General features: G+C 57.0%; 17 protein-coding genes. 4 read left to right on the plus strand and 13 right to left on the minus strand.

Annotated features, from left to right (window positions below):
• Window positions 1-3: 3 nt before the first annotated feature.
• From tssH to tssA, 13 genes are all read right to left on the minus strand, one after another.
• Entirely contained in the window at window positions 4-2,646 is a 2,643-nt protein-coding gene (gene tssH, locus KGB25_RS01835; protein WP_223434098.1) for a type VI secretion system ATPase TssH, read from the minus strand.
• A gap of 13 nt (window positions 2,647-2,659) precedes the next feature.
• Window positions 2,660-3,667 (minus strand): type VI secretion system baseplate subunit TssG, encoded by a 1,008-nt coding sequence (gene tssG, locus KGB25_RS01840; protein ID WP_223434099.1) that lies wholly within the window; start codon window positions 3,665-3,667, stop codon window positions 2,660-2,662.
• The gene (tssF, locus tag KGB25_RS01845) at window positions 3,631-5,418 is read right to left on the minus strand and encodes a type VI secretion system baseplate subunit TssF (protein WP_008030663.1); all 1,788 of its coding nucleotides are present in this window, start codon (window positions 5,416-5,418) and stop codon (window positions 3,631-3,633) included. Before tssF ends, tssG begins: the two co-directional genes overlap by 37 nt.
• 140 nt (window positions 5,419-5,558) lie before the next feature.
• On the minus strand, window positions 5,559-5,873 hold the full coding sequence (locus tag KGB25_RS01850; RefSeq protein WP_223434100.1) for a hypothetical protein: 315 nt from the start codon (window positions 5,871-5,873) through the stop codon (window positions 5,559-5,561).
• 100 nt (window positions 5,874-5,973) lie between these two features.
• Window positions 5,974-6,351, minus strand: coding sequence for a hypothetical protein (locus KGB25_RS01855; RefSeq protein ID WP_223434101.1), 378 nt, complete (start codon window positions 6,349-6,351; stop codon window positions 5,974-5,976).
• Window positions 6,352-6,394: 43 nt separating this feature from the next.
• On the minus strand, window positions 6,395-6,790 hold the full coding sequence (locus KGB25_RS01860; RefSeq protein ID WP_223434102.1) for a hypothetical protein: 396 nt from the start codon (window positions 6,788-6,790) through the stop codon (window positions 6,395-6,397).
• 213 nt (window positions 6,791-7,003) lie between these two features.
• Complete coding sequence (locus tag KGB25_RS01865; protein ID WP_223434103.1) at window positions 7,004-7,369, minus strand: hypothetical protein; 366 nt, start codon at window positions 7,367-7,369, stop codon at window positions 7,004-7,006.
• The gene (locus KGB25_RS01870) at window positions 7,366-8,046 is read right to left on the minus strand and encodes a DUF6695 family protein (protein ID WP_223434104.1); all 681 of its coding nucleotides are present in this window, start codon (window positions 8,044-8,046) and stop codon (window positions 7,366-7,368) included. Before KGB25_RS01870 ends, KGB25_RS01865 begins: the two co-directional genes overlap by 4 nt.
• Window position 8,047: 1 nt before the next feature.
• Window positions 8,048-8,572 carry a PAAR domain-containing protein gene (locus KGB25_RS01875; RefSeq protein WP_223434105.1) on the minus strand — a complete coding sequence of 175 codons (525 nt, stop codon included), beginning with the start codon at window positions 8,570-8,572 and terminating at the stop codon, window positions 8,048-8,050.
• Window positions 8,573-8,582: 10 nt separating this feature from the next.
• The gene (gene tssE / locus KGB25_RS01880; RefSeq protein WP_008038101.1) at window positions 8,583-8,990 is read right to left on the minus strand and encodes a type VI secretion system baseplate subunit TssE; all 408 of its coding nucleotides are present in this window, start codon (window positions 8,988-8,990) and stop codon (window positions 8,583-8,585) included.
• Between the two features lie 13 nt (window positions 8,991-9,003).
• Window positions 9,004-10,479 carry a type VI secretion system contractile sheath large subunit gene (gene tssC / locus KGB25_RS01885; protein ID WP_008030678.1) on the minus strand — a complete coding sequence of 492 codons (1,476 nt, stop codon included), beginning with the start codon at window positions 10,477-10,479 and terminating at the stop codon, window positions 9,004-9,006.
• Between the two features lie 25 nt (window positions 10,480-10,504).
• Window positions 10,505-11,008 (minus strand): type VI secretion system contractile sheath small subunit, encoded by a 504-nt coding sequence (gene tssB, locus KGB25_RS01890; protein WP_223415127.1) that lies wholly within the window; start codon window positions 11,006-11,008, stop codon window positions 10,505-10,507.
• Between the two features lie 32 nt (window positions 11,009-11,040).
• Window positions 11,041-12,597: a type VI secretion system protein TssA gene (gene tssA / locus KGB25_RS01895; RefSeq protein ID WP_223434106.1), complete on the minus strand. Its 1,557-nt coding sequence runs from the start codon at window positions 12,595-12,597 to the stop codon at window positions 11,041-11,043.
• 675 nt (window positions 12,598-13,272) lie between these two features.
• Here tssA and KGB25_RS01900 point away from each other — a divergent pair.
• From KGB25_RS01900 to KGB25_RS01915, 4 genes are all read left to right on the plus strand, one after another.
• Window positions 13,273-15,300: a type VI secretion system tip protein VgrG gene (locus KGB25_RS01900; protein ID WP_223434107.1), complete on the plus strand. Its 2,028-nt coding sequence runs from the start codon at window positions 13,273-13,275 to the stop codon at window positions 15,298-15,300.
• Window positions 15,297-16,145, plus strand: coding sequence for a DUF4123 domain-containing protein (locus KGB25_RS01905; RefSeq protein ID WP_223434108.1), 849 nt, complete (start codon window positions 15,297-15,299; stop codon window positions 16,143-16,145). Before KGB25_RS01900 ends, KGB25_RS01905 begins: the two co-directional genes overlap by 4 nt.
• A 525-nt stretch (window positions 16,146-16,670) precedes the next feature.
• Window positions 16,671-17,462, plus strand: a complete 792-nt coding sequence (locus KGB25_RS01910; protein ID WP_223434198.1) for a hypothetical protein — start codon at window positions 16,671-16,673, stop codon at window positions 17,460-17,462.
• Entirely contained in the window at window positions 17,459-19,795 is a 2,337-nt protein-coding gene (locus KGB25_RS01915) for a lipase family protein (RefSeq protein ID WP_223434109.1), read from the plus strand. Before KGB25_RS01910 ends, KGB25_RS01915 begins: the two co-directional genes overlap by 4 nt.
• Window positions 19,796-19,984: the final 189 nt, after the last annotated feature.

Genomic DNA, 19,984 nt, shown 5'->3' on the forward strand with positions numbered 1-19,984 from the left:
ACCTCAGGCGAACTCGCAGGTCACGCTGGCGCCGCCGTCGAGCGTCGCGTGGACGCGCTTGAGGCTTTCACCGGTTGCCATCGCGTCGAGCAAGCGATCAGCCACCAGCGGCAGTACGTGCAGGTCCAGCAAGTGGTCGATCAGACGCGCGCCGCTGTCGCTTTGGGTGCAGCGCTCGGCCAGGTGATCGACGAGGTCTTGCGAGTAGCTGAAATCCAGCTGACGACGGTTCAGGCGTTCGCCCAGACGACCGAGTTTGATTTCGATCAGCTCGCGCAGTACCGGGCCGCCGACCGGGTAGTAAGGCACCACGCGCATCCGCGCCAGCAGCGCCGGTTTGAAGTGTTTGCTGAGCACCGGCCGGATGGTTTCTTCGAGCACTTCGGCAGTTGGCCGTGCACCGTTTTCGCAAAGGTCGCTGATGCGGTCGCTGCCCAAGTTCGAAGTCATCAGGATCAGCGTGTTACGGAAATCGATCTCACGCCCTTCGCCGTCGTTGGCCACGCCTTTGTCGAAGATTTGGTAGAACAGGTTGAGCACGTCCGGGTCAGCCTTTTCGACTTCATCGAGCAGCACAACGGAGTACGGCTTCTGCCGCACGGCTTCGGTGAGCATGCCGCCCTCGCCGTAACCGACGTAGCCCGGCGGCGCACCGATCAAGCGCGAGACCGTGTGCTTCTCCTGGAACTCGGACATGTTGATGGTGGTGATGAAACGATCACCGCCGTACAGCAAATCGGCGAGGGCCAGCGCGGTTTCGGTCTTGCCGACGCCGCTCGGGCCGACCAGCAGGAACACGCCCACCGGTGCGTCCGGTTTGTTCAGGCCGGCAGCAGTGGCGCGCATCGAGCGGTCCAGTGCGTGAACGGCTTGTTCCTGACCACGGATGCGCGTGCGCAAATCGGTGGCAAAACTGGCGACCTTGGCGTTGTGTTCGCGGGCCAGTTGCGCCAGCGGCACGCCGGTCCAGGCGCTGATGACTTCGGCGACCAGACGCGGGCAGACTTCGAAGCTCACCAGGCGTTCTTTGACCTGAGCATCGGTCAGGGCTTTGTGAGTTTCGTTGAGCGCGGTTTCGAGGGACGCGACGTCATTCACTGTTTCGAGGGTTTCGATCACGGTGCCTTCGGCGTCTTCCTCAACCGTGACGGTCGGTTCGACGGCAGCCGCTTCGCGAGCCTTGGCCAGTTGCTGACGCAGATCCAACAGGCGCTCGGCCAGCTCTTTCTGCTCGGTCCACAGCGTTTCCAGCGCGACCATTTCGTCTTCGGCGGCGGCCAGACGATCTTCCAGCGCGTCGAGCGCTTCGTGATCAATCAACAAACCGGCTTCAGCATCACGACGCAGCGCCTGACGCTGACGGCCACCTTCAGCCAGTTCGCCACGCAGGCGCTCAAGGCTTTCAGGGGCGGCGGCGAGGCTGATGCGCACGCGGGCGCAGGCGGTGTCGAGCACATCGACGGCTTTGTCCGGCAGCTGACGGCCCGCCAGATAGCGCGCGGACAACTCAGCCGCCGCCACCACCGCGTCATCGCGCAGGTAGATGCCGTGGCTCTTCTCGTAGACCTGCGCCAAACCACGGAGGATGGTCACCGCTTCGCTCACGGTCGGTTCGTGCAGTTGCACCGGTTGGAAACGACGGGCCAGCGCCGGGTCTTTTTCGAAGTACTTCTTGTACTCCGCCCACGTGGTGGCGGCGATGGTGCGCAACTCGCCACGGGCCAAGGCTGGTTTGAGCAAGTTGGCCGCATCGGAACCACCGGCATTGCCGCCCGCGCCGATCAACGTGTGGGCTTCGTCGATGAACAGGATGATCGGTTTCGGCGAGGCTTTGACTTCGTCGATCACGCCTTTGAGGCGACGCTCGAACTCACCTTTGACGCTGGCGCCGGCCTGCAACAGGCCCATGTCCAGCGACAGCAGCTCCACGCCTTTCAACACTTGTGGCACTTCACCGGCGGCAATGCGCGAAGCCAGACCTTCGACGATGGCGGTTTTACCAACACCAGCTTCGCCAACCACAATCGGGTTGTTTTTGCGGCGACGGGCGAGAATGTCGACCATCTGCCGGATCGCGCCATCGCGGCACAGCACCGGGTCGAGTTTGCCGTCGCGGGCCTGTTGGGTCAGGTTGTGGGTGAAGCGCTGCAGCAGTGATTCACCCGGCACGGCAGGCTTGCCGGTGGCCGGTTGCTCTTTCTGCGACAGGGCGAATTCTTTCAGGCGCTCAATGTTCAGCTTGGCCAGCAACGACTGGTAGCGGCTGCCGGCGTAGCGCATCGGGTTGCGCAGCAGTGCGAGGATCAACGCGGCTTGCTCGACCTGGCTCTGGCCCAGTTCAAGGTTGGCCACCAGCAACGCGTCTTGCAGCCACTGCACCAGTTCCGGGGCGAACACCGGGTTGCGCGAGGCGCTGTGCTCGACCCGCGATTGCAACGCGGCGCTCAGCTCGCCGGCATCCACTTCGGCGTCTTGCAGCGCACGTGCGAGCAGGCCTTGCGGGCGCTCCAGCAGGCCCAGCAGCAAGTCTTCGACGAGGATCTTGCTGCCGCCACGGGCGACGCAACGCTCGGCAGAACTTTCCAGATCACGACGGGTTTCGGCGTCCAGCGCCTGGATAAGTTGTTGCAGGTCTACGTTGATCATTGGTCATCTGTCCTTAATGAATTTTGCTGCCCAGGGTCACCACGCCGTCCGCTTTTTCGCGGCCCAGCCAACTGGTCCATCCCAGGCGACAGGCGTTCTGCTCACCGATGCGCAGTTCGCGGATTTCTTCCTGGCGCAACACCAGGCGAATGTCGTAGTCGAGCGGGTCACGCAGGGTGAACCGCACCAGCGCGCACAACGGCTGGTAGCCGAAACCGATTGGCAGGAACTCGTGAAAGCGTTGCCAGTCGAGTTCGCGGATGTGAATGCGGAATTTGCCGCTGCGGTCGCGCACGTGTTCGCCCAGCACCAGGTCTTCGCCGAGCAGGCTGTTGGCGCGACCCAGACGGTTGCGCTGCTCGTCGAGAATTTCCACGCGGCGCTCGATGCATTGCTCGATGGTCAGCTCGGCGTGCTTGAAGTAGTAACGCAGCACCGCTTCGATCAGCGCCGCCGAGTGCGCCCGCAAGCTGAGCAAACCGAGGTACGGCAGCAGACGTTTCCAGTTCAGTTCCTGGGCCTTGCGGATCTCTTCGCCGCCAAGGCCGATCAAGGCAAACAGCTGCGCCGAGAACGGGTCGAGCGCGCCGCTCTGGAAGCTTGCGCGGTAGCGGTATTTGCGCCAGATCGGCAGCATCAGCCGTTGCAGGCGATGGTGAAACAGGTCGAGAAAATTGCGGGTCGGGTTGCCGTCTTCGCTGTCGCCCAGCGCCTGTTCGCCGTAGAACGCCGGCAGCGGCGAACCGGAACCGACCAGGCCGATCAGGTTGAACCGCAGGCGCGCACGCATGTGCCCGTGCTCATTGAAAAACTCCACGCGATCAACGTCGCTGCCAGGGAAACCCAGGCTCGGGTTGGCCTGGAACTCCAGCTGGTCGTACAGGTCGTCTTCGCTCAGGTGCGGGTGGGCCTCGCGCAGCCGGTCAATCACCAGCAGCACGGCCTGAAACAGCGAGTACTCGCGTATTCCTCGGGTCAGTCCGCTTAAAGAAGCGGCTGCAGGCCCATACGTGGTGTCCATTGGTACACCTCTCCCTGTGTGCTTTTTACCCGCAGCTCGTGGTACGAATTGAGACTGGCGTAAAGCGCGAAAAACTCGTTGAGAACCGAAGCGAAAACGAACAAGTCGCCCTCACCGATATACCCTTCCGGGTCGATGGTCAGCTCGGTGCGCAACCCGCGAACCGGCAACCCTCGGTGCAACCGGTCGACGTGGTGGTGCTTGATCGACTTGAGCCCGCCGAGCAGGCGCTTGCTGACTTTTTCCGCGTGTTGGTCGTAGTAGCGCGGCAAATCGTAAGTTTCGAGAATCACCTTCAACGCATTGACGTCGGCCAGGGACAAATAGTTAAGCGACATGTTGCTGATCAACTTCCAGAGGAAGTCGCGGTTCAGCGGCGGCGCGAAACTCGACGTGGCCGGGGTGATGTTGCGGAAGCTCAAAAACTCCGGCGTCTCTTCACAGGCCATGCAGATGTCGCCGAGCTTGAGCTTGCGCGGCAGGTTCTGGTTGGTGCACATCAGCTCGATCGACAGGGTTTCATGGGCTTCGGTGTGGCGGATGCCGAAGCTCAGGTAGGTGTCGAGGCCGTCGTGCAGCAAGGAGGAACGCTGGCGAATGCTGTAATGGGGACGGCTGTTGGGCACGTCGAAACTCGGGTCGTGCTCGAAGGATTCGAACGGCACGTACTCCTGATAACCGAGGCCGCCGGGCTTCCAGCCGGTCACGGTTTCCACCGAGAACACGCCGCAATTTTGCAGATCGAATTCGGCGGGCAGCAGCAGGTATTCGTCCTGCTTGCCGTCGAGGCGGATCGGCAAGGCGTCGTGCTTGAACAGGTTGACGATGGGCGTGCAATAGAGCTTCACGTTATCCAGCGTCGGACGCATGCGCATGATGCCGCTCTTGCGAATGTCGAAGCGCAATTCGAGGCCGCGCATCTGCTTGAGCGTGTCTTCCGGCAGGGCTTTGAGCAGGTCCAGACCGTTGATATCAACGAAGAGGAATTTGTCCTGGAAGGCGAAGTATTCCTGCAAGTAGCGGTAGCCACGGAAGGTGTTCAGCGGATACGGGATCAACGCTTCTTCTTCGGCAAAACCCACCGGCTGCACACGGTCGCCGGGCATCTTGAACGCCATCGGCGTGCCGTTGACACCGTTGATGGGCTTGCCGGCGCCGTCCAGCGGGATCAGCTCGATGCCTTCCAGATTGCGCAGCAGGCTCAGGTACAGCATCTGGCTGATGTAGCGCTCACCGGCGAAGTGCAGACGCAGGCGGCTCAGTTCCAACTCACCGAGGTGACCGTCAGCACTCATCTCCAGACGCAGGCTCAACAGAGAACCGTCGCCCTTCACCGAGTAATTCAGCGCGGCCAGATCCAGCGGCAACACCTCGGTTGGGTAGCAGGTGCGGAAGCGGCAGCGCACGTCATCGATTGGCACGCTCTCGATCGGCGTGTCGCGCTCGACCCTCAACGCAGGCCCCGAACGCTTCAACGGATCGAACTGCAAAATGCTGAACGCCGGCAGCGGCCGCATGTAGTTGGGCCACAGCAGGTGCATCAGGGAATGGCTGAGCTCCGGCAGTTCGTCGTCGAGCTTCTGGCGCAGGCGGCCGGTCAGGAACGCGAAACCCTCCAGCAACCGCTCCACGTCTGGATCTCGGCCGGCCTGCCCAAGGAAAGGCGCCAACGCCGGGCTACGCTCGGCGAATCGACGACCTAACTGGCGAAGTGCGGTGAGTTCGCTTTGGTAGTAGTGGTTAAAGGACACGGGGTACCTTCCTGGTGGTGGATCTCATGAAAAAACTGTCCTGTGGATTACGCTCGATGTCCGACCTGATCATTGGACGGAACTCAGCATTGCGATCAGGCATCGCAATGCCCTGCCCTTCCTCCATAGGGTCCGTACCATTAGAAAACCTCACGGAACACCCATTGATTGAATCGATAAAGCGCAGCCACCCCAAACATCGAGGCCATCAAGGAAGGAATTCCGACACGTAAGCTTTTGGATTTGGCAGACATCACGATCGATTTCACGAAATAACAGAAAGCGACAACCATCAGAGGAACAAAAAGAAAGGTGCAAAAAACAAACAACCCAACATGAGCATCCGCCTCTGTTTCCAATCCAAAAAATCCGCCGTTGACCGGCCATTGGCTTTTGGGCTCGGTGAATGTCATCAACCAAAATGCTGAGCAAACAAAAAAATAAACACCGTTCATTTACAGCCATCCTTGGGGTTCGAGCCGAGGGAGTGAAAACGAGAAAACTGGGGACAGTCCCTTTTAGCGCTCATGCACGGCCAGACCGATGATGCGACGGCTATTCATGTGCAACTCCAGCCAAGGCTTTATCGGCGCTCAGGACCTGGCTTTGCTGAAGGTAAATAACGCCTTCGCCGGCGAAGAACATCACACTGTCGGCAGTCAATGGCTGGCTGTTTTCATCTCCGAACTTCAGCCAACCCTGATCCCACAATGACCCGTCATCATTGCGGACCTGCACGAAATAATAGGGTGGTTCAGATTTGCTGATTTCTACGAACTGGCCACCATCGGCACCACCACGCCATTTCGCATTCGGGTACTCGCTCAAAACGCGAGGCTCATCTTTCGAAAAGTCCATGTAGGAAACGATCACCACCAACACCACGCTGGCGAGCACACCCATTGCCATGAGGAAGCGCTGTAACCAGATCATTTCGACACAGTCCGGGCGAACGGATGGGGACGCAAGAGGCGGGTCATCTCGTGACTCTTCCGTAAGAGTTTCGAGAGAGCCATCGGTCGATTGTCAAACGCAGCACAAACGCCAATACGCTCATACTGGTAGTGAGACCACCATAGGCAAATGCTCGCACCGGGTTGTCTGGCAGGAAATAAAACAACACAACACTCAGCATTACTGCTATCACCAGCAACTTCAACATGACCTTTGGCATAAAGAAAACTATAAGGTTGGCAAAAATAAAAAAATAAAATGTCAGCTCTGCGGTGCCACCTATTGCAGCCCCCCTGTCTGTAAAGCCCACATGCGACTTGTAATAAACAACACCAATATCGTGCACATAGAAATACAAAACGCCGACAAGCAGGTAAATAACGGCACCAACGAGAGCTTTCAAAATCACGCTTCCCATGTTTTGTATTTCGCAAACAGGCCTGCGTCAATCGACGTCTTGAGCCTTACATTAGAGGCTGGTTTGAGCACTGTACTTGCGACTGTCGCACCGCCGATCCCGAATCTTTGACCGCTCATAGCTCTTTTCTCGAGCACCAGCTCAAAGTTTTCAGAGTAAACATTCGGGACAGTCCCCTTTTCCGTAAGGTTAAGGAAAGCGCATGCTGTCATGTTACTTCACCAACGCCGGGTTCAACTTCAATGCAGTTTCGTCCTGCAAGTAAACTTCATCACCTCCGTCGTAACCCATAAAATCTTCGTTAGAAAGCTGGCTCCCGTCCTTCTTCACATGTGTCACCCAGCCTTTGGACCAGATATCACCGCTTTCATGGCGTATTTCAACGTAGTAGCTTGGGGGGCTCGACTTTGTAATTTCAAAGAAGGAGCCACCGTCTTCCGCGCCGCTCCAAAAAGCATTTGGATGATCTTTCAATGCAGGCCCCTTTCCGTCATCACGCTCCAGCAGAGCAAACACCGCCACTACGAGCAGAACAAAGATAATAGCGAGTGAGATGGCTAGTCTTTTCAGAGTCTTCATTCGTCTATTTCCAATTTGTCATCAGCAAAATTGTAATCAAGGTCTATTTCAGACAATTGAAATTGTGTCATATATAGAGTTGGAGCCACTGTACGAGAACGAAATGGAGGGGAAAACCCCACATTCTCTGCCAAGTCCGCAGCGAACGTTACGCAGTTATGGTTACCTAAATCGTAGGCCTTTCGCGTCTTGTCATTGTTTTCAGCAAACTTCCCGTCTAACCATGCCAACGCGTTTGCGTAAACGGCTCCTCTCAGCACGACGCCTTTAATATTCCCTGATTGGCCGTGACCTATGGAGATCTGCCTTAGCGTCTTTTTCAACGACGATTCAGTAATATGCCCGGCGACTATTTTTACGTCAGGAATACTGCCTTTTTGTACTCGTCCAGCCGGACCTGGTCCTTTGTATCGACCGTACTCATAGTATTTAGACACACCCGTTTTGCCGTTAATTAGCAGAACACCTGCATGACCAAGCAAAGGTGCTTTTGGAAACTCGATTTTGATTTTTTGACCAAACCAAGTGTCTTTATAGTCATCCAGTACATGGATTTCGAATTGGGGGAAAACCAGAGGGATGAGAAAGTCGTTATCCGCAGTCAAGTAAACCTGAATTGGTGAAACGTCGGCGGCAGGTGTGGTGGCGACAGTTGCCACCTGGACGGCTTGCGGCATCTCACTCCCCTTTTAGCAGCCAGTTCGGTTTCACCGAAATCTGGACGTTTTGTGATTGAGCTTTTTTGCCTAGTGCTTTCGAAAATCCAGCTGCATCGGTCTTACCGTGAACCTCTGTGCCATCTTCAAGCGTGGCGATGTAAGAGACATTCTTGAGCGGCGCTCCAGATGCTTGATCCATCAGTTGAACCCGAACGTCGAAACCAAAAATGTTCAGAGGCAACGGCGGAACAAACGGCACCGGCGAATGCGAATTCCCGATAATCACCGTCCCGGAACCGGCCGTAACCTTGTTGCCATGCGTCCCAACGGAATCCACCGTCGCAGCCGGTTTCCCGTTAATCAAAACCGTCGTCGCCAACCCGCCCGACATCGCACCACCACACGCCGAGGCATCGCCTTGGCGGGCGGCCGCGAGGCCGTCGAAGAAGACGTCGCCGGAACCGGCGGCGATCGGGTTGGTGCCGTGGCCGGGGAGCGGGCAAGCGGTGGGGTCGGATACGCGTGCTGCTGGTTTGCCGGACATACGAATCTCCTTAAGTGACCTTGACTTGACCGCTGCCATCCAGGCGCGCGGCGAAACTGACCTGGCGCTTGAAACCATCAACTTCCAGCAGGCCTTCGATGCTGAAGGACAGGCGAAGCTGATCGTTGTCACGCGGCAGGGAGATGACACGCACGTTGCTCAGGCGCGGTTCGTAGGCTTCGATGAAGCTTTCGATGGCCAGGCGGGCCTGACTCAGGGAGTCGTGCAGGCTCAGGCGCATGTCATTGAGATCGGGTAGCCCGTAATCGGACAGCGTTTGCACGCTGCCCGCACGGGTGCTGAGCATCTTGGCCAGATGGGCAGCCACGGACGCCATGGCGGAGACCTCGCGGCTCCAGCCGACGCGTTTGTCCGCGTCGCCACCCAGGCGTTCGAAAAGGCTGCCGTATCCAGTCATGAGTTAGCTCCGCTTACTCTTTGTCCAGCTTGCCAACCAGCGACAGGGTGAAATCGGCACCCATGTACTTGAAGTGCGGGCGCACGTTCAGGCTGACGCGGTACCAACCAGGCTCGCCTTCGACATCGCTGACGATGATCTGGGCAGCGCGCAGTGGACGACGGCCACGAACTTCGGCGCTCGGGTTTTCCTGGTCGGCCACGTACTGGCGGATCCACTTGTTCAGTTCCAGCTCGAGGTCGGTGCGCTCTTTCCACGAACCGAGTTGCTCGCGCTGCAGCACTTTCAAGTAGTGAGCCAGGCGGTTGACGATCATCATGTACGGCAGTTGGGTGCCGAGCTTGTAGTTCAGCTCTGCCGCCTTGCCTTCTGCGCTGATGCCGAAGAACTTCGGCTTCTGCACCGAGCTTGCGGAGAAGAACGCCGCGTTGTCGGAGCCTTTGCGCATGGTCAGGGAGATGAAGCCTTCCTCGGCCAGTTCGTATTCACGACGGTCGCTGACCAATACCTCGGTAGGGATCTTGGTTTCGATTTCGCCCATGCTTTCGAAGTGGTGCAACGGCAGGTCTTCAACCGCGCCACCGCTCTGTGGGCCGATGATGTTCGGGCACCAGCGGAATTTGGCGAAGCTGTCGGTCAGCTTGGTGCCGAACGCGTAGGCGGTGTTGCCCCACAGGTAGTGCTCGTGGCTGTTGGCGACGGTTTCTTTGTACACGAACGATTTGACCGGGTTTTCTTCCGGGTCGTACGGGTTGCGCAGCAGGAAACGCGGCACGGTCAGGCCAATGTAACGGGAGTCTTCCGACTGGCGGAAGCTCTGCCATTTGGCGAATTGCGGACCTTCGAAGTGATCTTTCAGATCCTTCAGGTCCGGCAGGCCGGTGAAGCTTTCCAGGCCGAAGAATTTCGGGCCGGCGGCGGCAATGAACGGCGCGTGGGACATGCACGCAACGCTGGACACGTACTGCATCAGTTTCACGTCCGGCGAGCTTGGGGACATGAAGTAGTTAGCGATGATAGCGCCTACCGGCTGACCACCGAACTGGCCGTATTCAGCGGTGTAGATGTGCTTGTACAGGCCAGCCTGCATCACTTCCGGCGAATCTTCGAAATCGTCCAACAGGTCTTCTTTGGAGACGTTGAGGATTTCGATCTTGATGTTTTCGCGGAAGTTGGTGCGGTCGACCAGCAACTGCAGGCCACGCCACGACGATTCCAGGGACTGGAAGTCCGGGTGGTGGAGGATCTCGTCCATCTGACGGCTGAGCTTGGCATCGATCTCGGCGATCATGCGGTCAACCATGGCTTTCTTGACCGGCTCACCGTTGTTCTGCGGCTTGAGCAGCTCTTCGATGAAGGCCGACACACCGCGCTTGGCGATGTCGTAGGCTTCGTCGTCCGGCGTCAGGCGGGTTTCGGCGATGATGCTGTCGAGAATGCTGTATTCGCCGTTCTCGTTACTCTTTTGCTGCGCTGCACTCGTGCTCATGTTGGCTTCCTTGGCTGATGGAGACTCAGGCGTCCTGGGCTGCGGCGTTCAGGCCCAGCTCACCCAGTACGCGACCGCGGGATTCGTCGTCGGCGAGAACGCCTTCGATGGCTTTGCGGAACGCAGGCGCGTTACCCAGCGGGCCTTTGAGGGCCACCAGCGCGTCGCGCAGTTCCATCAGTTTTTTCAGCTCAGGCACTTGCTCGACCAGGCTGGCCGGGTTGAAGTCCTTCATCGAGTTGACGCGCAGTTTCACGGCCAGTTCTTCAGTGTCGCTTTCTTCCTGAAGACGGTTCGGTACGCTCAGTGTCAGCTGCAGCTCTTGCTTGGCCAGCACCTCGTCGAAGGTCATCTTGTCGATGCTGATCGGCTTGCGATCTTCGACTTTGCGTTCGTCCTTGCGGTGGGTGTAGTCACCGATTGCCAGTAGTTTCAACGGCAGTTCGATCTCTTCCTGGGCACCACCGGTGGCAGGTTTGAACGTGACGTTGATGCGTTCCTTGGGGGCTACCGAGCCTTCTTTGGCCATGGCTTTTCTCCTTGCGGTTGTGGCCCTGGGGCCTATTCGAGTACCACTTCGAGATCGAGGTGGCACAGCCTGCGATAAATCTCTTCCTTGCGTTCACGTACGGCATGGTTCTGCGGCAACAACTCGCAGCAGCTATGCAGTAAATGCAGCACTTCCAGCGCAAGATCGGGCTCCCAGGCGTGCAGGCCTGAGTCCTGTAATGTTTGGTCGAGGGTTTCGAGTTGGGTCTTGGCCAGTTCGTATTTCTTGGCCATGAAGCACAGCCGCGCGAGGGCGAACTGCCAGAAGAACCGCACGCGCCCGCCGTTGGCGCTTTGCAGGCCCTGCTTGAGGATTTGCACAGCGGCCTTGAGGCCGTCCTTGCGCAGAATCGGCAGGACCTCTTCGAGGGCCAGTTCCCAGGCGGGCTGGGTGTCGGCGACTTCGACTTTGCGCGGCGCACTGGCGCTTTGCAGGTGTGGCATGACGTTGGCGCTGATCCAGGCGCGGGTGGCCGGATCGGCAAACGGCGCGCCGTCATGGAAGCGCAATTCGACGATGCCGGGCAGGCGCTGAACCAAAAGCGCGAAGTGGATTTCCACTTCGCGCATCGCCATTTCTGCGTTGAGTGCCTGGAGGCATTCCCAGACCATTCGCTGGCCATCGAACCAGAACGGCGCCTTCGCCAGGCTCGCCTCCAGTTCCACCAACAGGTCAGCGTATTTGCCTTGGTCGTAACGGTCCTGATAGGCCTTGAGCTTGTCCGCCGGCAAGCCGCGCAGCACGGTGATCTGCTCGGCATTACGTTCGGGGACAGCGTCGATGGGCAACCACAACAGCGTGCGATTGAGGCGCAGGGCACGCAGGTCGGTGGCTTTCTGCTTGAGCCACCAGGCGCACAATGGCCGGGAGCTTTCTTGCTGCGCGCGCAGGGCTTTGTGGGCTTCTTTTTCGTTGTCGATCGGCGCGCCGGGCGTCAGCAGTTGCGTCGCGACTTGTTTGACCTGAGCCACGGCCGCACCGACCACGCCTGGTTCCGGCTGGTTGTCGGCGGCGCGTTGCACCATGTTTTTCAGGCGGCGGGAGATTGGCAGCAGCAACGGCGCGTCGTCACCCAGGTGCTCGGTGCACGCAGCGTCGAGGCCTTCCAGGTGTTCCACCAGACGGCGGAACATCGGCAACTGCTCTTTGATCGCGACGTTTTCGGTCAGCACCTGCTCAAGACGCGGCACCAGCCAACTGATCGCAGCGGAGCGCGTACGCGCCTTGTTCGGGTGGACTTCGGCCCAGTGGCTTTCGCACAGGTAGTGCAGCAAACCGAGGCCGGCGAGCAGGCCTTGGAAGGATTCGCGCTGGTACAGGGCCCAGGTCAGCCAGGCGCCGACGCGCAAATCCTTGGACTGGGTGCGCAGCAGGTTTTCGCTGTTTTCACGGATTTTCAGCCAGTCGATCTGACCGCTTTCGTGCATGGACGAGGCTTTGGCCAGCTCGCTTTCCAGTGACTCATATTCGCTCGAAAAGCGAACATCCTCGCCCGCGAAATTCTCTTTGGAAACAGAGGCTTTTGCGAGATCGAGGTAATGAGCAGAAAGTTTGCTTGAGTAGGACATCCATGGCCTTTAGTTTGGATTACGGTCATACGCTCATTGGAGTTCCAACGGCGTGAGACAGAATCAAAGAGCTGCGAAATGTCTCATCCAATTGAGATCGTGCTCTTTCAAAGTGGGCGCATCGTACTCACGATGATGGCCACTAGCAAGCACCCGATTAAACAATAAGACGAAGCGCGTTTATCACTCGTAGGAGATCTCCCTATATGTAGCAAGGGGATCCCTGATGTCAGTTTAATAATTCAGCGCTCGACCCAACGCCCTGAAACCCTTGAGGTAGAGGCCTCCGCTTCTTTCACCTGAATTAATCGCATATTCATTGCCGATTGCTCCCTTTGGCAGGCGCGCAGCATGCCAAAAACTAAAAAATATAAATGTAGGAGCATTCCGAAATGTTACGGCATCGATGAATAAAGCGACGAGTGACAACTGCCGATAAGAAAAGTGCCATCACTATGATGGCCACTTTGAATTTAAAACAAAGTTCCAAAATGGAACTTCGGGTATCTGGGAAATATCACACCACTCTTCAAGATCCTTCCTACATCAATACTTTGCATGCCTTGTTAGCGTGCCCGGCATTTTGGCGACTTAATCCGGGCACGTATGGCTCGGTTTCGCCGATTTTTTCTTTCCGCTTAAGGACGAGCGACTACGTAGCAAAAGGAAAAGCGCATGCTTGCATCGGCCAACGTTGCTCACTTCACCCTTCTGATCCCGACGATTCGCAACGACTTCAAAGTGCTGGCCTTCGAAGGCACGGAAACCATCAGCGCCTTGTATTCGATCCAGGTTGACCTGGTCAGCGAGCATCCGGATTTCGATCTGGAAAGCTTGCTCAACCAACCCGCCTTTCTCCAATTCGGCCTCAACGGCGAAGGCATTCATGGCCATATCGAAAATGTGGTTGCGGGCGAATCCGGAAAGCGCCTGACCCGCTATCAGCTGACACTGGTCCCCAGCCTCTACTACTTAAAGTTCAGCCACAACCAACGGATTTTCCAGAATCTGACCGTGCCACAAATCATCACTCAGGTTCTCCAAAAACATGGCATGCAGACGGATGTGTTTACCTTCCATGTCAGCACCAGCGTCAAGCGCGAGTTTTGCACCCAATATGGGGAAAGTGACTTCGAATTCGTCCAGCGTCTGTGCGCTGAAGACGGTATTGCATGGCATCACCAGCATTCGCCTGAAAGTCATTTGCTGGTGTTCACCGACGACCAGGTCTTTTTACCGACTCTCGGCGCAACCCCCTATCGGCAAGGCGCCGGCATGGTCGCCGAGCATCCGGTCGTCCACCGGTTTGCCATGGGTTTCAGCACCCGCACCAGCACGGTCACACGCCGCGACTATGACCTGAAACGCCCGAGCCTGTTGCTGGAAAGTAGCTTCACCGCGGAATTCACCCCCGAGCTTGAAGACTACCGCTATCCGCTGCTGATGAAGTCTGAGAAACATGGCAAACAGCTAGTCCGCCAAGCACTGGAGCGACACCGCAGCGACTATCAGTTGGTCGTGGGAGCAAGCAATCAGCCGACACTGCGTAGCGGTTACTTGTTCGACCTGACTGAACACCCGCGCACAACCTGCAACGGCTTGTGGTTGCTGATGAGCCTTCGTCACGAAGGGAAACAACCGCAATCTCTGGAAGAGGCATTCATCAGCGACGCCCCACCCGCGGACGGTTTCACTCAAGGCTACCGCAACGGCTTCAACGCTATTCCGTCAGACGTGCTCTACCGCCCTCCTCTGCCCCCCCGAAAACCTGTGTTGGTCTGCCAGACCGCTCGTGTCACAGGTCCGCCCGGAGAGGATATTTTTTGCGACGAATACGGCCGGGTTCGCGTCGAAATGCCTTGGGATCGAACAGAACTCAACAGCGAAAAAAGCAGTTGCTGGCTACGAGTTGCGTCTAGCTGGGCAGGCGAGGGATTTGGCGCGGTGACGATCCCGCGCGTCGGGATGGAAGTGGTCGTGACTTTTCAGGAAGGCGATCCGGATCAACCGTTGATCACCGGTTGTGTGACCAACAAGGTCATGTCCGTCGCGCATCCACTGCCCGAGCACAAAACCAGAACGGTGCTGCGCAGCCAGAGCTTACCGCGCAATGGCGGCTACAACGAATTGTCGATTGAAGACCGCGCCGGGCGGGAAAAAATCTACCTACGCGCACAACGCGACATCGAGCAACTGATCCTCAACGACAGCCACAGTCTGATCAACAACGACCGCTTCGAACAGGTGGACAACAACAGCACCAGCCTGATCAGGGGCAAGGAATTACACACCACCCAAGGCGCGCGCAGCACGGTGATCGGCAGTGACGAGTTGATCACTATCAGCGGCAACAGCAGCACCACGTCCGCGGGTTCGCTGGTGATTCAGGCTGGTCAACAGGCTCATGTCACTGCCACCAACGTAGTGATCGATGCGGGCATGAGCCTGACGCTCACGGCGGGAGGTCACCACATTGTCATCAACGCGGGCGGGATTTTCAGCAGCGTGGCCATCGTCGAGGGCGGTGCGCCACTGGCGGGTATTCAGCCGTTACAGGCGCTACAAGCTCCGGCTCGCACTGCGAATGCCGCTATCGCCAACCCAATGTCCATCGTCGCCAGCGCCCGACAGCAGGCGGCGGACTACTGCCCGCTTTGCGAGGCCTGTCTTGCTGGCCAATGCAGCATCGGAGAAGTCGCATGAATACCCTTGAACAATGGCTGTTCGATCAATCCCGGTCCGCACGGGAACTCTATCTGGTGCTCGACTCAGACGGTCATCTCGACGAGCGCAACGCGTTAACCAAGGAACTGGGCGCCGAGCGGTACCGCAATCTGTATATAGGTACGGCGGCGAATTCAATGGCGCAAGCAGGCCCAGTTCTTTTTCAGCTGGGGACCGTCAAACATCCGGTCATTCAGGCGCTGCTCGATACGCCAGAGTGTCATTGGGGCTGGCTGGCAAGCGCCGCTCTCACGGACCTTGATGCTTTGGTCGCTCACTGGCGCGACCGGCTGGTGGTCGGTGAGCGCCCGAATCTGGCGCTGTATCGCTTCCACGATAATCGCGTACTGGGGCGCGCCCTCAGCTATCTGAAACCTGAGCAGTACGCCGATTATCTGGGGCCGATTGCCAGCGTTTGTTATTGGCACGCCGAGCAATGGACGGTCACGGACAACCCTGACCCCGGCAAACATCCGCTGCCCCTTGAGCCGGCGTGGCTGAAAACCCCGACGCCGGAGATTGTCTACGCGAATGTTCAGTTCGATAACACGCGCCGCTATTTGGTCCGTGAGCACACCGAAGTCCTGGCTCGGCTCGCCGCAGAGCGGAACGTGGATGACTGGTTGTGGGGCCTGATTCAACTGGCCCATTTATGGAATTGGCAGCAACCCGAGCAGGTGCATTTTTTGTTGACTCAGTGCTTGAAGGCACCGGGGTACTTACCGCCCAGGACATGGCAACCGAAGCCGGAAGAGGACTCGGCGGCGCATTTTGAGCGGGTGTATCAGCAAGTGCTGTATTGGCAGGGAGATGCGGACATATAAAGCGCGTCGTCAGCACCTTAAAAAGGTACGAAATCACCCAATCAATGCGAACTTTAAAAACGACAATATGAAAATAATTAAATTAGCAGCAAACAGAATTATCGTAATTTTGATTACGACCTCTTTAACTGGCTGCATTGGTTACACCCTAAAAACACCTGATCCTTATACACGCAGCGGAGACAAAACAACCCGTGAGTGGTGTGGGATTACGCTATGGGCTCTAATTTTACCAATCCCATTAATGCTGCCTGTATGCAAGGTGTACAAAGACCAAAAATTCAACTCTGATTTTTATGCCTGCGGCCCTCTTATGTTTCTAGGACCTTTAGTTCATAGCTACAAAGGGAACGCTTTGTGTGGAAAATTCCCCGGGTAATCAAAGGTAAGCGCAGAAGGGAACTGACCTTCTACATACCGGCTGATCGCAACACTTCCCCCTTTTTACTTTGGCTGCACGGAAAACAAGGATGAAAACCTATGAAGCATCAAAAAGCGCTGGGGTGCTGTGGAGCTGCTTTGCACGTGAAACGGGTTATTCAAAGCTTAACCCTCTCCGCTGCTCTTTCCCTTACTTTGGGTTGTACTGCTGTTGGAAAGCGAGAGACATTTACCTTCGTCCCCGATTTCCCGCCTGACTTCAAGTACGAACTGACGGCCAACTACGTGCCCGCCCAAGGGCAGACGTGCACCGTGCCGGGCGGGAAAGGTACTCAGCTCGGTTTCAACAAGGTCTACATGGAATACGAAGCGACTTCCGAGATCCCGCTTTACAGAACCGTGAGCGGCTGTCCGCTGGCGTTGAACCGTGTGGAGGTCGAGGTCATGGGCATCTTTGGCCCTGGACGGGGCAACCGGAGCTATGACGATGCCGTTATTGCTGTGCGCCCAGAGTTGTTAGAGCGACAAATGGGCACTTTCAACACTGACGGCGTAGGTGAGTTCTTTGGTGAGTGCCAGTGGGCTTTTCGCACAGTCGGCCCCAAGCGCTACCTGATAAAACTGCTTACTTGCAAAAGAATGGATGAACAGGGAAATGTCGCCCGAGGTCGCCCTTTCACGGCTTACACCCTAAACCAGCTACCTGGCAAAACCGTGAGGCTGAAGATCAAGTTGGCCGAGGAAGAACTACCTGCGATTGGTGATACTTGGGTAAAAGTGCCCGGTGGATGGAAACGCTGCATGGGCGACAACTTCGAAGACCAATACGCGTTTTGCTTCGGTAATCACGAGGATTTCAGCACCTTCAGGTTGGTGGATGAACGGACTTGCACCATTTACCCGGGATGCACGGAAAACAAGGAACAAACCCCATGAGTATTGAATCTTTAGCGGTAAGTGATGTGCCATTTATGGGGGGCAATATCCACGCTTGCCCACTGCGAGGTCATTCGACGAGCTTTCAATTAGTGGACGAGTTCGGTGATGGCAAGCCTTATGCCGGTTTACCCTACGAGATTACTGATTACGAGGATGCCGTTTACACCGGAAAGCTCGATGCAACCGGGGCCGGAAAGGTAGACAACCACTTCTGTGGCCCGGTATTGCTCAAGCTGAATCAGCCATATCAAGGGAGTGAAAAAACATACTCGTTTTTACGTGAAAGACCGAACTACCCACTCCCCATCACCGAACTACAAGTACGTGCCGAAAAAACACGTTTTTTCGACAAATCAGGCGTACGCACTCTCGCAAATCCAGCAAAAGACCTCGCGGATCCCGAAGCCTATTACCAGGTTGAAGTGAGCGAACTGGTCAAGCATGTTGCGCATTTGCCGCCCTTGACCTCGCGCAGCGCCCCACCCAACACGGTGCTACACACGCTGTTCCGCCAGCCCGCAAAAACCAGATCATTCACGCTTCAGAATAAAGGTGCCACGGATGGAGGAATGGGCGCTGTCATGACCCCGGCAGACATGGGCATGTCCGAACTGGGGTTCGTCCCGCCGACGCCCAAGCCAAAAGGCATCGCTTTACTGCCGAACAAACATCATGTGTTGGAAGTACGCCCGATGAGGGCGCTGCGGCCGATGTTGTCGACCAGCAACGAGTTTTGCGCACTCAACCTCTATCAACTGGCACTGATGTCGACGTTGAGTTACACCGATTTTGGTCAAGAGCCGAACACCCAGCCCGTAACCACCGACAACGTGTCATTTCCATTACGGCCCAGCAGCGGCAACTGGTTGGGTCATGCCTTGCCGCAATTTGAAGAGTTATGGCAAGTCGATAACTCACAGACTGAGAAGTTCTACCCCCTGTATGAAGAGGTGCCTTACTCCAAACGTCTGGAAGTGGTGCCGTTCGACCCGCAGTTGTATCCAGAGGTCAACGACCCTGAGTTGGGTGCGGAGCAGGAACACCCGACGAAGCTGCACTTCCTTGATGATCGCGAACTAGAGGAAAGCTCGGACACTCAGGCCTTTATCAGCCATCACGACGAGTTGATATTGATCAGTGTCAGGGGAACCAGTGAGAAATGGCCCGACGCTTGGCTTGATGCGGATGCCCACCAAGTACCCTTCGAGGAAGGGGATGGCAAGGTGCACAACGGTTTTTATCGGGCCGCGAAAGTGGCCTACAAGTTTGCCGTGAAGTATTTGGAAAAATTCTACAGCGGACAAAAGCTGGTAATTTGCGGGCACAGTCTTGGTGGTGCAGTGGCGCTGATACTGGCGGAGATGTTGCGACGCGACACCCAATACTCGCCAGACATCGTGCTTTACACCTACGGCGCCCCCCGCGCCGCCGACTCTACCTTTATCGAGGCTGCACAACCGCTGCATCACCACCGCGTCGTCTTCCACAACGACCCCGTACCGAGCGTTCCTTCCACCTGGATGAACACGCCGTCCAACCGCGTTCCGGTATATGCCACCCATGGAGCGGTACTTGCCTTCCACCCGGTCGGTGGTTTGGCTTTCTTCATCGGCGGGATCATCAACTTTACGGGTGACCCCTATGGGCATCACGGCAAATTACGTCACTTCATGCCGGTGGACTTCGGCGATGGACGTAAATCCTCCATTCTCTGGGAACCGGGTTGCAGTACGATCAACGACCATGGCTACGCCGAGGCGCTGCGACAGACCAATGGCTTGCCCAAGCGTGGTTCATTCCTGCGGCAGATAATAGACGGCGGCCATCACTCGATGGTTGGCAGCTACATTCCCGGCTGCTGGGCCACCCTGCGCCGCTGGCAGGAAGCGCAGGTAAAAAGACGTTCGCGGGTGACGTTGACGGAATTCGAACGGGTCAACGCCAATCTGGAAAACGTCAGAGGGCAACTGAAAGCATTGAGCACGAAAATCGAAAGGCAGTCTCGCGCTTATGCCAATCCTCAGCGAGATGCCCAAGACATCAGGGATCTTGAAAAAGAAGTCGAAAATCTCCGGATGACCCAAGCTCGCCTGGAAGCGCCGCACAAGCACACAGTTACCGTGGCCGATGTTTATGGCAGCCATGCCGACCAGCCCGAGTGGGTGCAAGAAATCCTGCTACGTTGGAGAGCCCATCCGAAAAATACTGCCCACGATCCACTGGCGATGATTCCGTCACCCCCGGAAGACAATGGCGCGGCTATTGCGGCAATTACGGGCGGGCATGCGGTGGGCAAACCCTTCCATTTGGATATTGATTCGATTGTGTAGCGCTTGCCCGAAAGAAAAAAAGTGGCAGTGTCGCTGCCACTTAAACACCACTTGACCGAGCTTGTTTAAAAGCCTTGTAAGTTACTTCCTGAGAGCTACAACACCTTGCGTCGTTGCCTACGGCTACGCCAGAATCCGCCGGCTTGTGCGCCTTGGGGGCGGTCGGTAACTTGGTTCGTGTCACTGCTC

Origin of the sequence: Pseudomonas sp. BF-RE-21 (assembly GCF_019947305.1) — a bacterium.
In the GTDB taxonomy this organism is placed as follows: domain Bacteria; phylum Pseudomonadota; class Gammaproteobacteria; order Pseudomonadales; family Pseudomonadaceae; genus Aquipseudomonas; species Aquipseudomonas migulae.

Excerpts from the sequence above, each read along its gene's own strand:
- tssH (WP_223434098.1), bottom strand. The coding sequence starts at position 2,646 with ATGATCAACGTAGACCTGCAACAACTTATCCAGGCGCTGGACGCCGAA.
- tssG (WP_223434099.1), bottom strand. The coding sequence starts at position 3,667 with ATGGACACCACGTATGGGCCTGCAGCCGCTTCTTTAAGCGGACTGACC.
- KGB25_RS01850 (WP_223434100.1), bottom strand. The coding sequence starts at position 5,873 with ATGAACGGTGTTTATTTTTTTGTTTGCTCAGCATTTTGGTTGATGACA.
- KGB25_RS01855 (WP_223434101.1), bottom strand. The coding sequence starts at position 6,351 with ATGATCTGGTTACAGCGCTTCCTCATGGCAATGGGTGTGCTCGCCAGC.
- KGB25_RS01860 (WP_223434102.1), bottom strand. The coding sequence starts at position 6,790 with ATGGGAAGCGTGATTTTGAAAGCTCTCGTTGGTGCCGTTATTTACCTG.
- KGB25_RS01865 (WP_223434103.1), bottom strand. The coding sequence starts at position 7,369 with ATGAAGACTCTGAAAAGACTAGCCATCTCACTCGCTATTATCTTTGTT.
- KGB25_RS01870 (WP_223434104.1), bottom strand. The coding sequence starts at position 8,046 with ATGCCGCAAGCCGTCCAGGTGGCAACTGTCGCCACCACACCTGCCGCC.
- KGB25_RS01875 (WP_223434105.1), bottom strand. The coding sequence starts at position 8,572 with ATGTCCGGCAAACCAGCAGCACGCGTATCCGACCCCACCGCTTGCCCG.
- tssE (WP_008038101.1), bottom strand. The coding sequence starts at position 8,990 with ATGACTGGATACGGCAGCCTTTTCGAACGCCTGGGTGGCGACGCGGAC.
- tssC (WP_008030678.1), bottom strand. The coding sequence starts at position 10,479 with ATGAGCACGAGTGCAGCGCAGCAAAAGAGTAACGAGAACGGCGAATAC.
- tssB (WP_223415127.1), bottom strand. The coding sequence starts at position 11,008 with ATGGCCAAAGAAGGCTCGGTAGCCCCCAAGGAACGCATCAACGTCACG.
- tssA (WP_223434106.1), bottom strand. The coding sequence starts at position 12,597 with ATGTCCTACTCAAGCAAACTTTCTGCTCATTACCTCGATCTCGCAAAA.
- KGB25_RS01900 (WP_223434107.1), top strand. The coding sequence starts at position 13,273 with ATGCTTGCATCGGCCAACGTTGCTCACTTCACCCTTCTGATCCCGACG.
- KGB25_RS01905 (WP_223434108.1), top strand. The coding sequence starts at position 15,297 with ATGAATACCCTTGAACAATGGCTGTTCGATCAATCCCGGTCCGCACGG.
- KGB25_RS01915 (WP_223434109.1), top strand. The coding sequence starts at position 17,459 with ATGAGTATTGAATCTTTAGCGGTAAGTGATGTGCCATTTATGGGGGGC.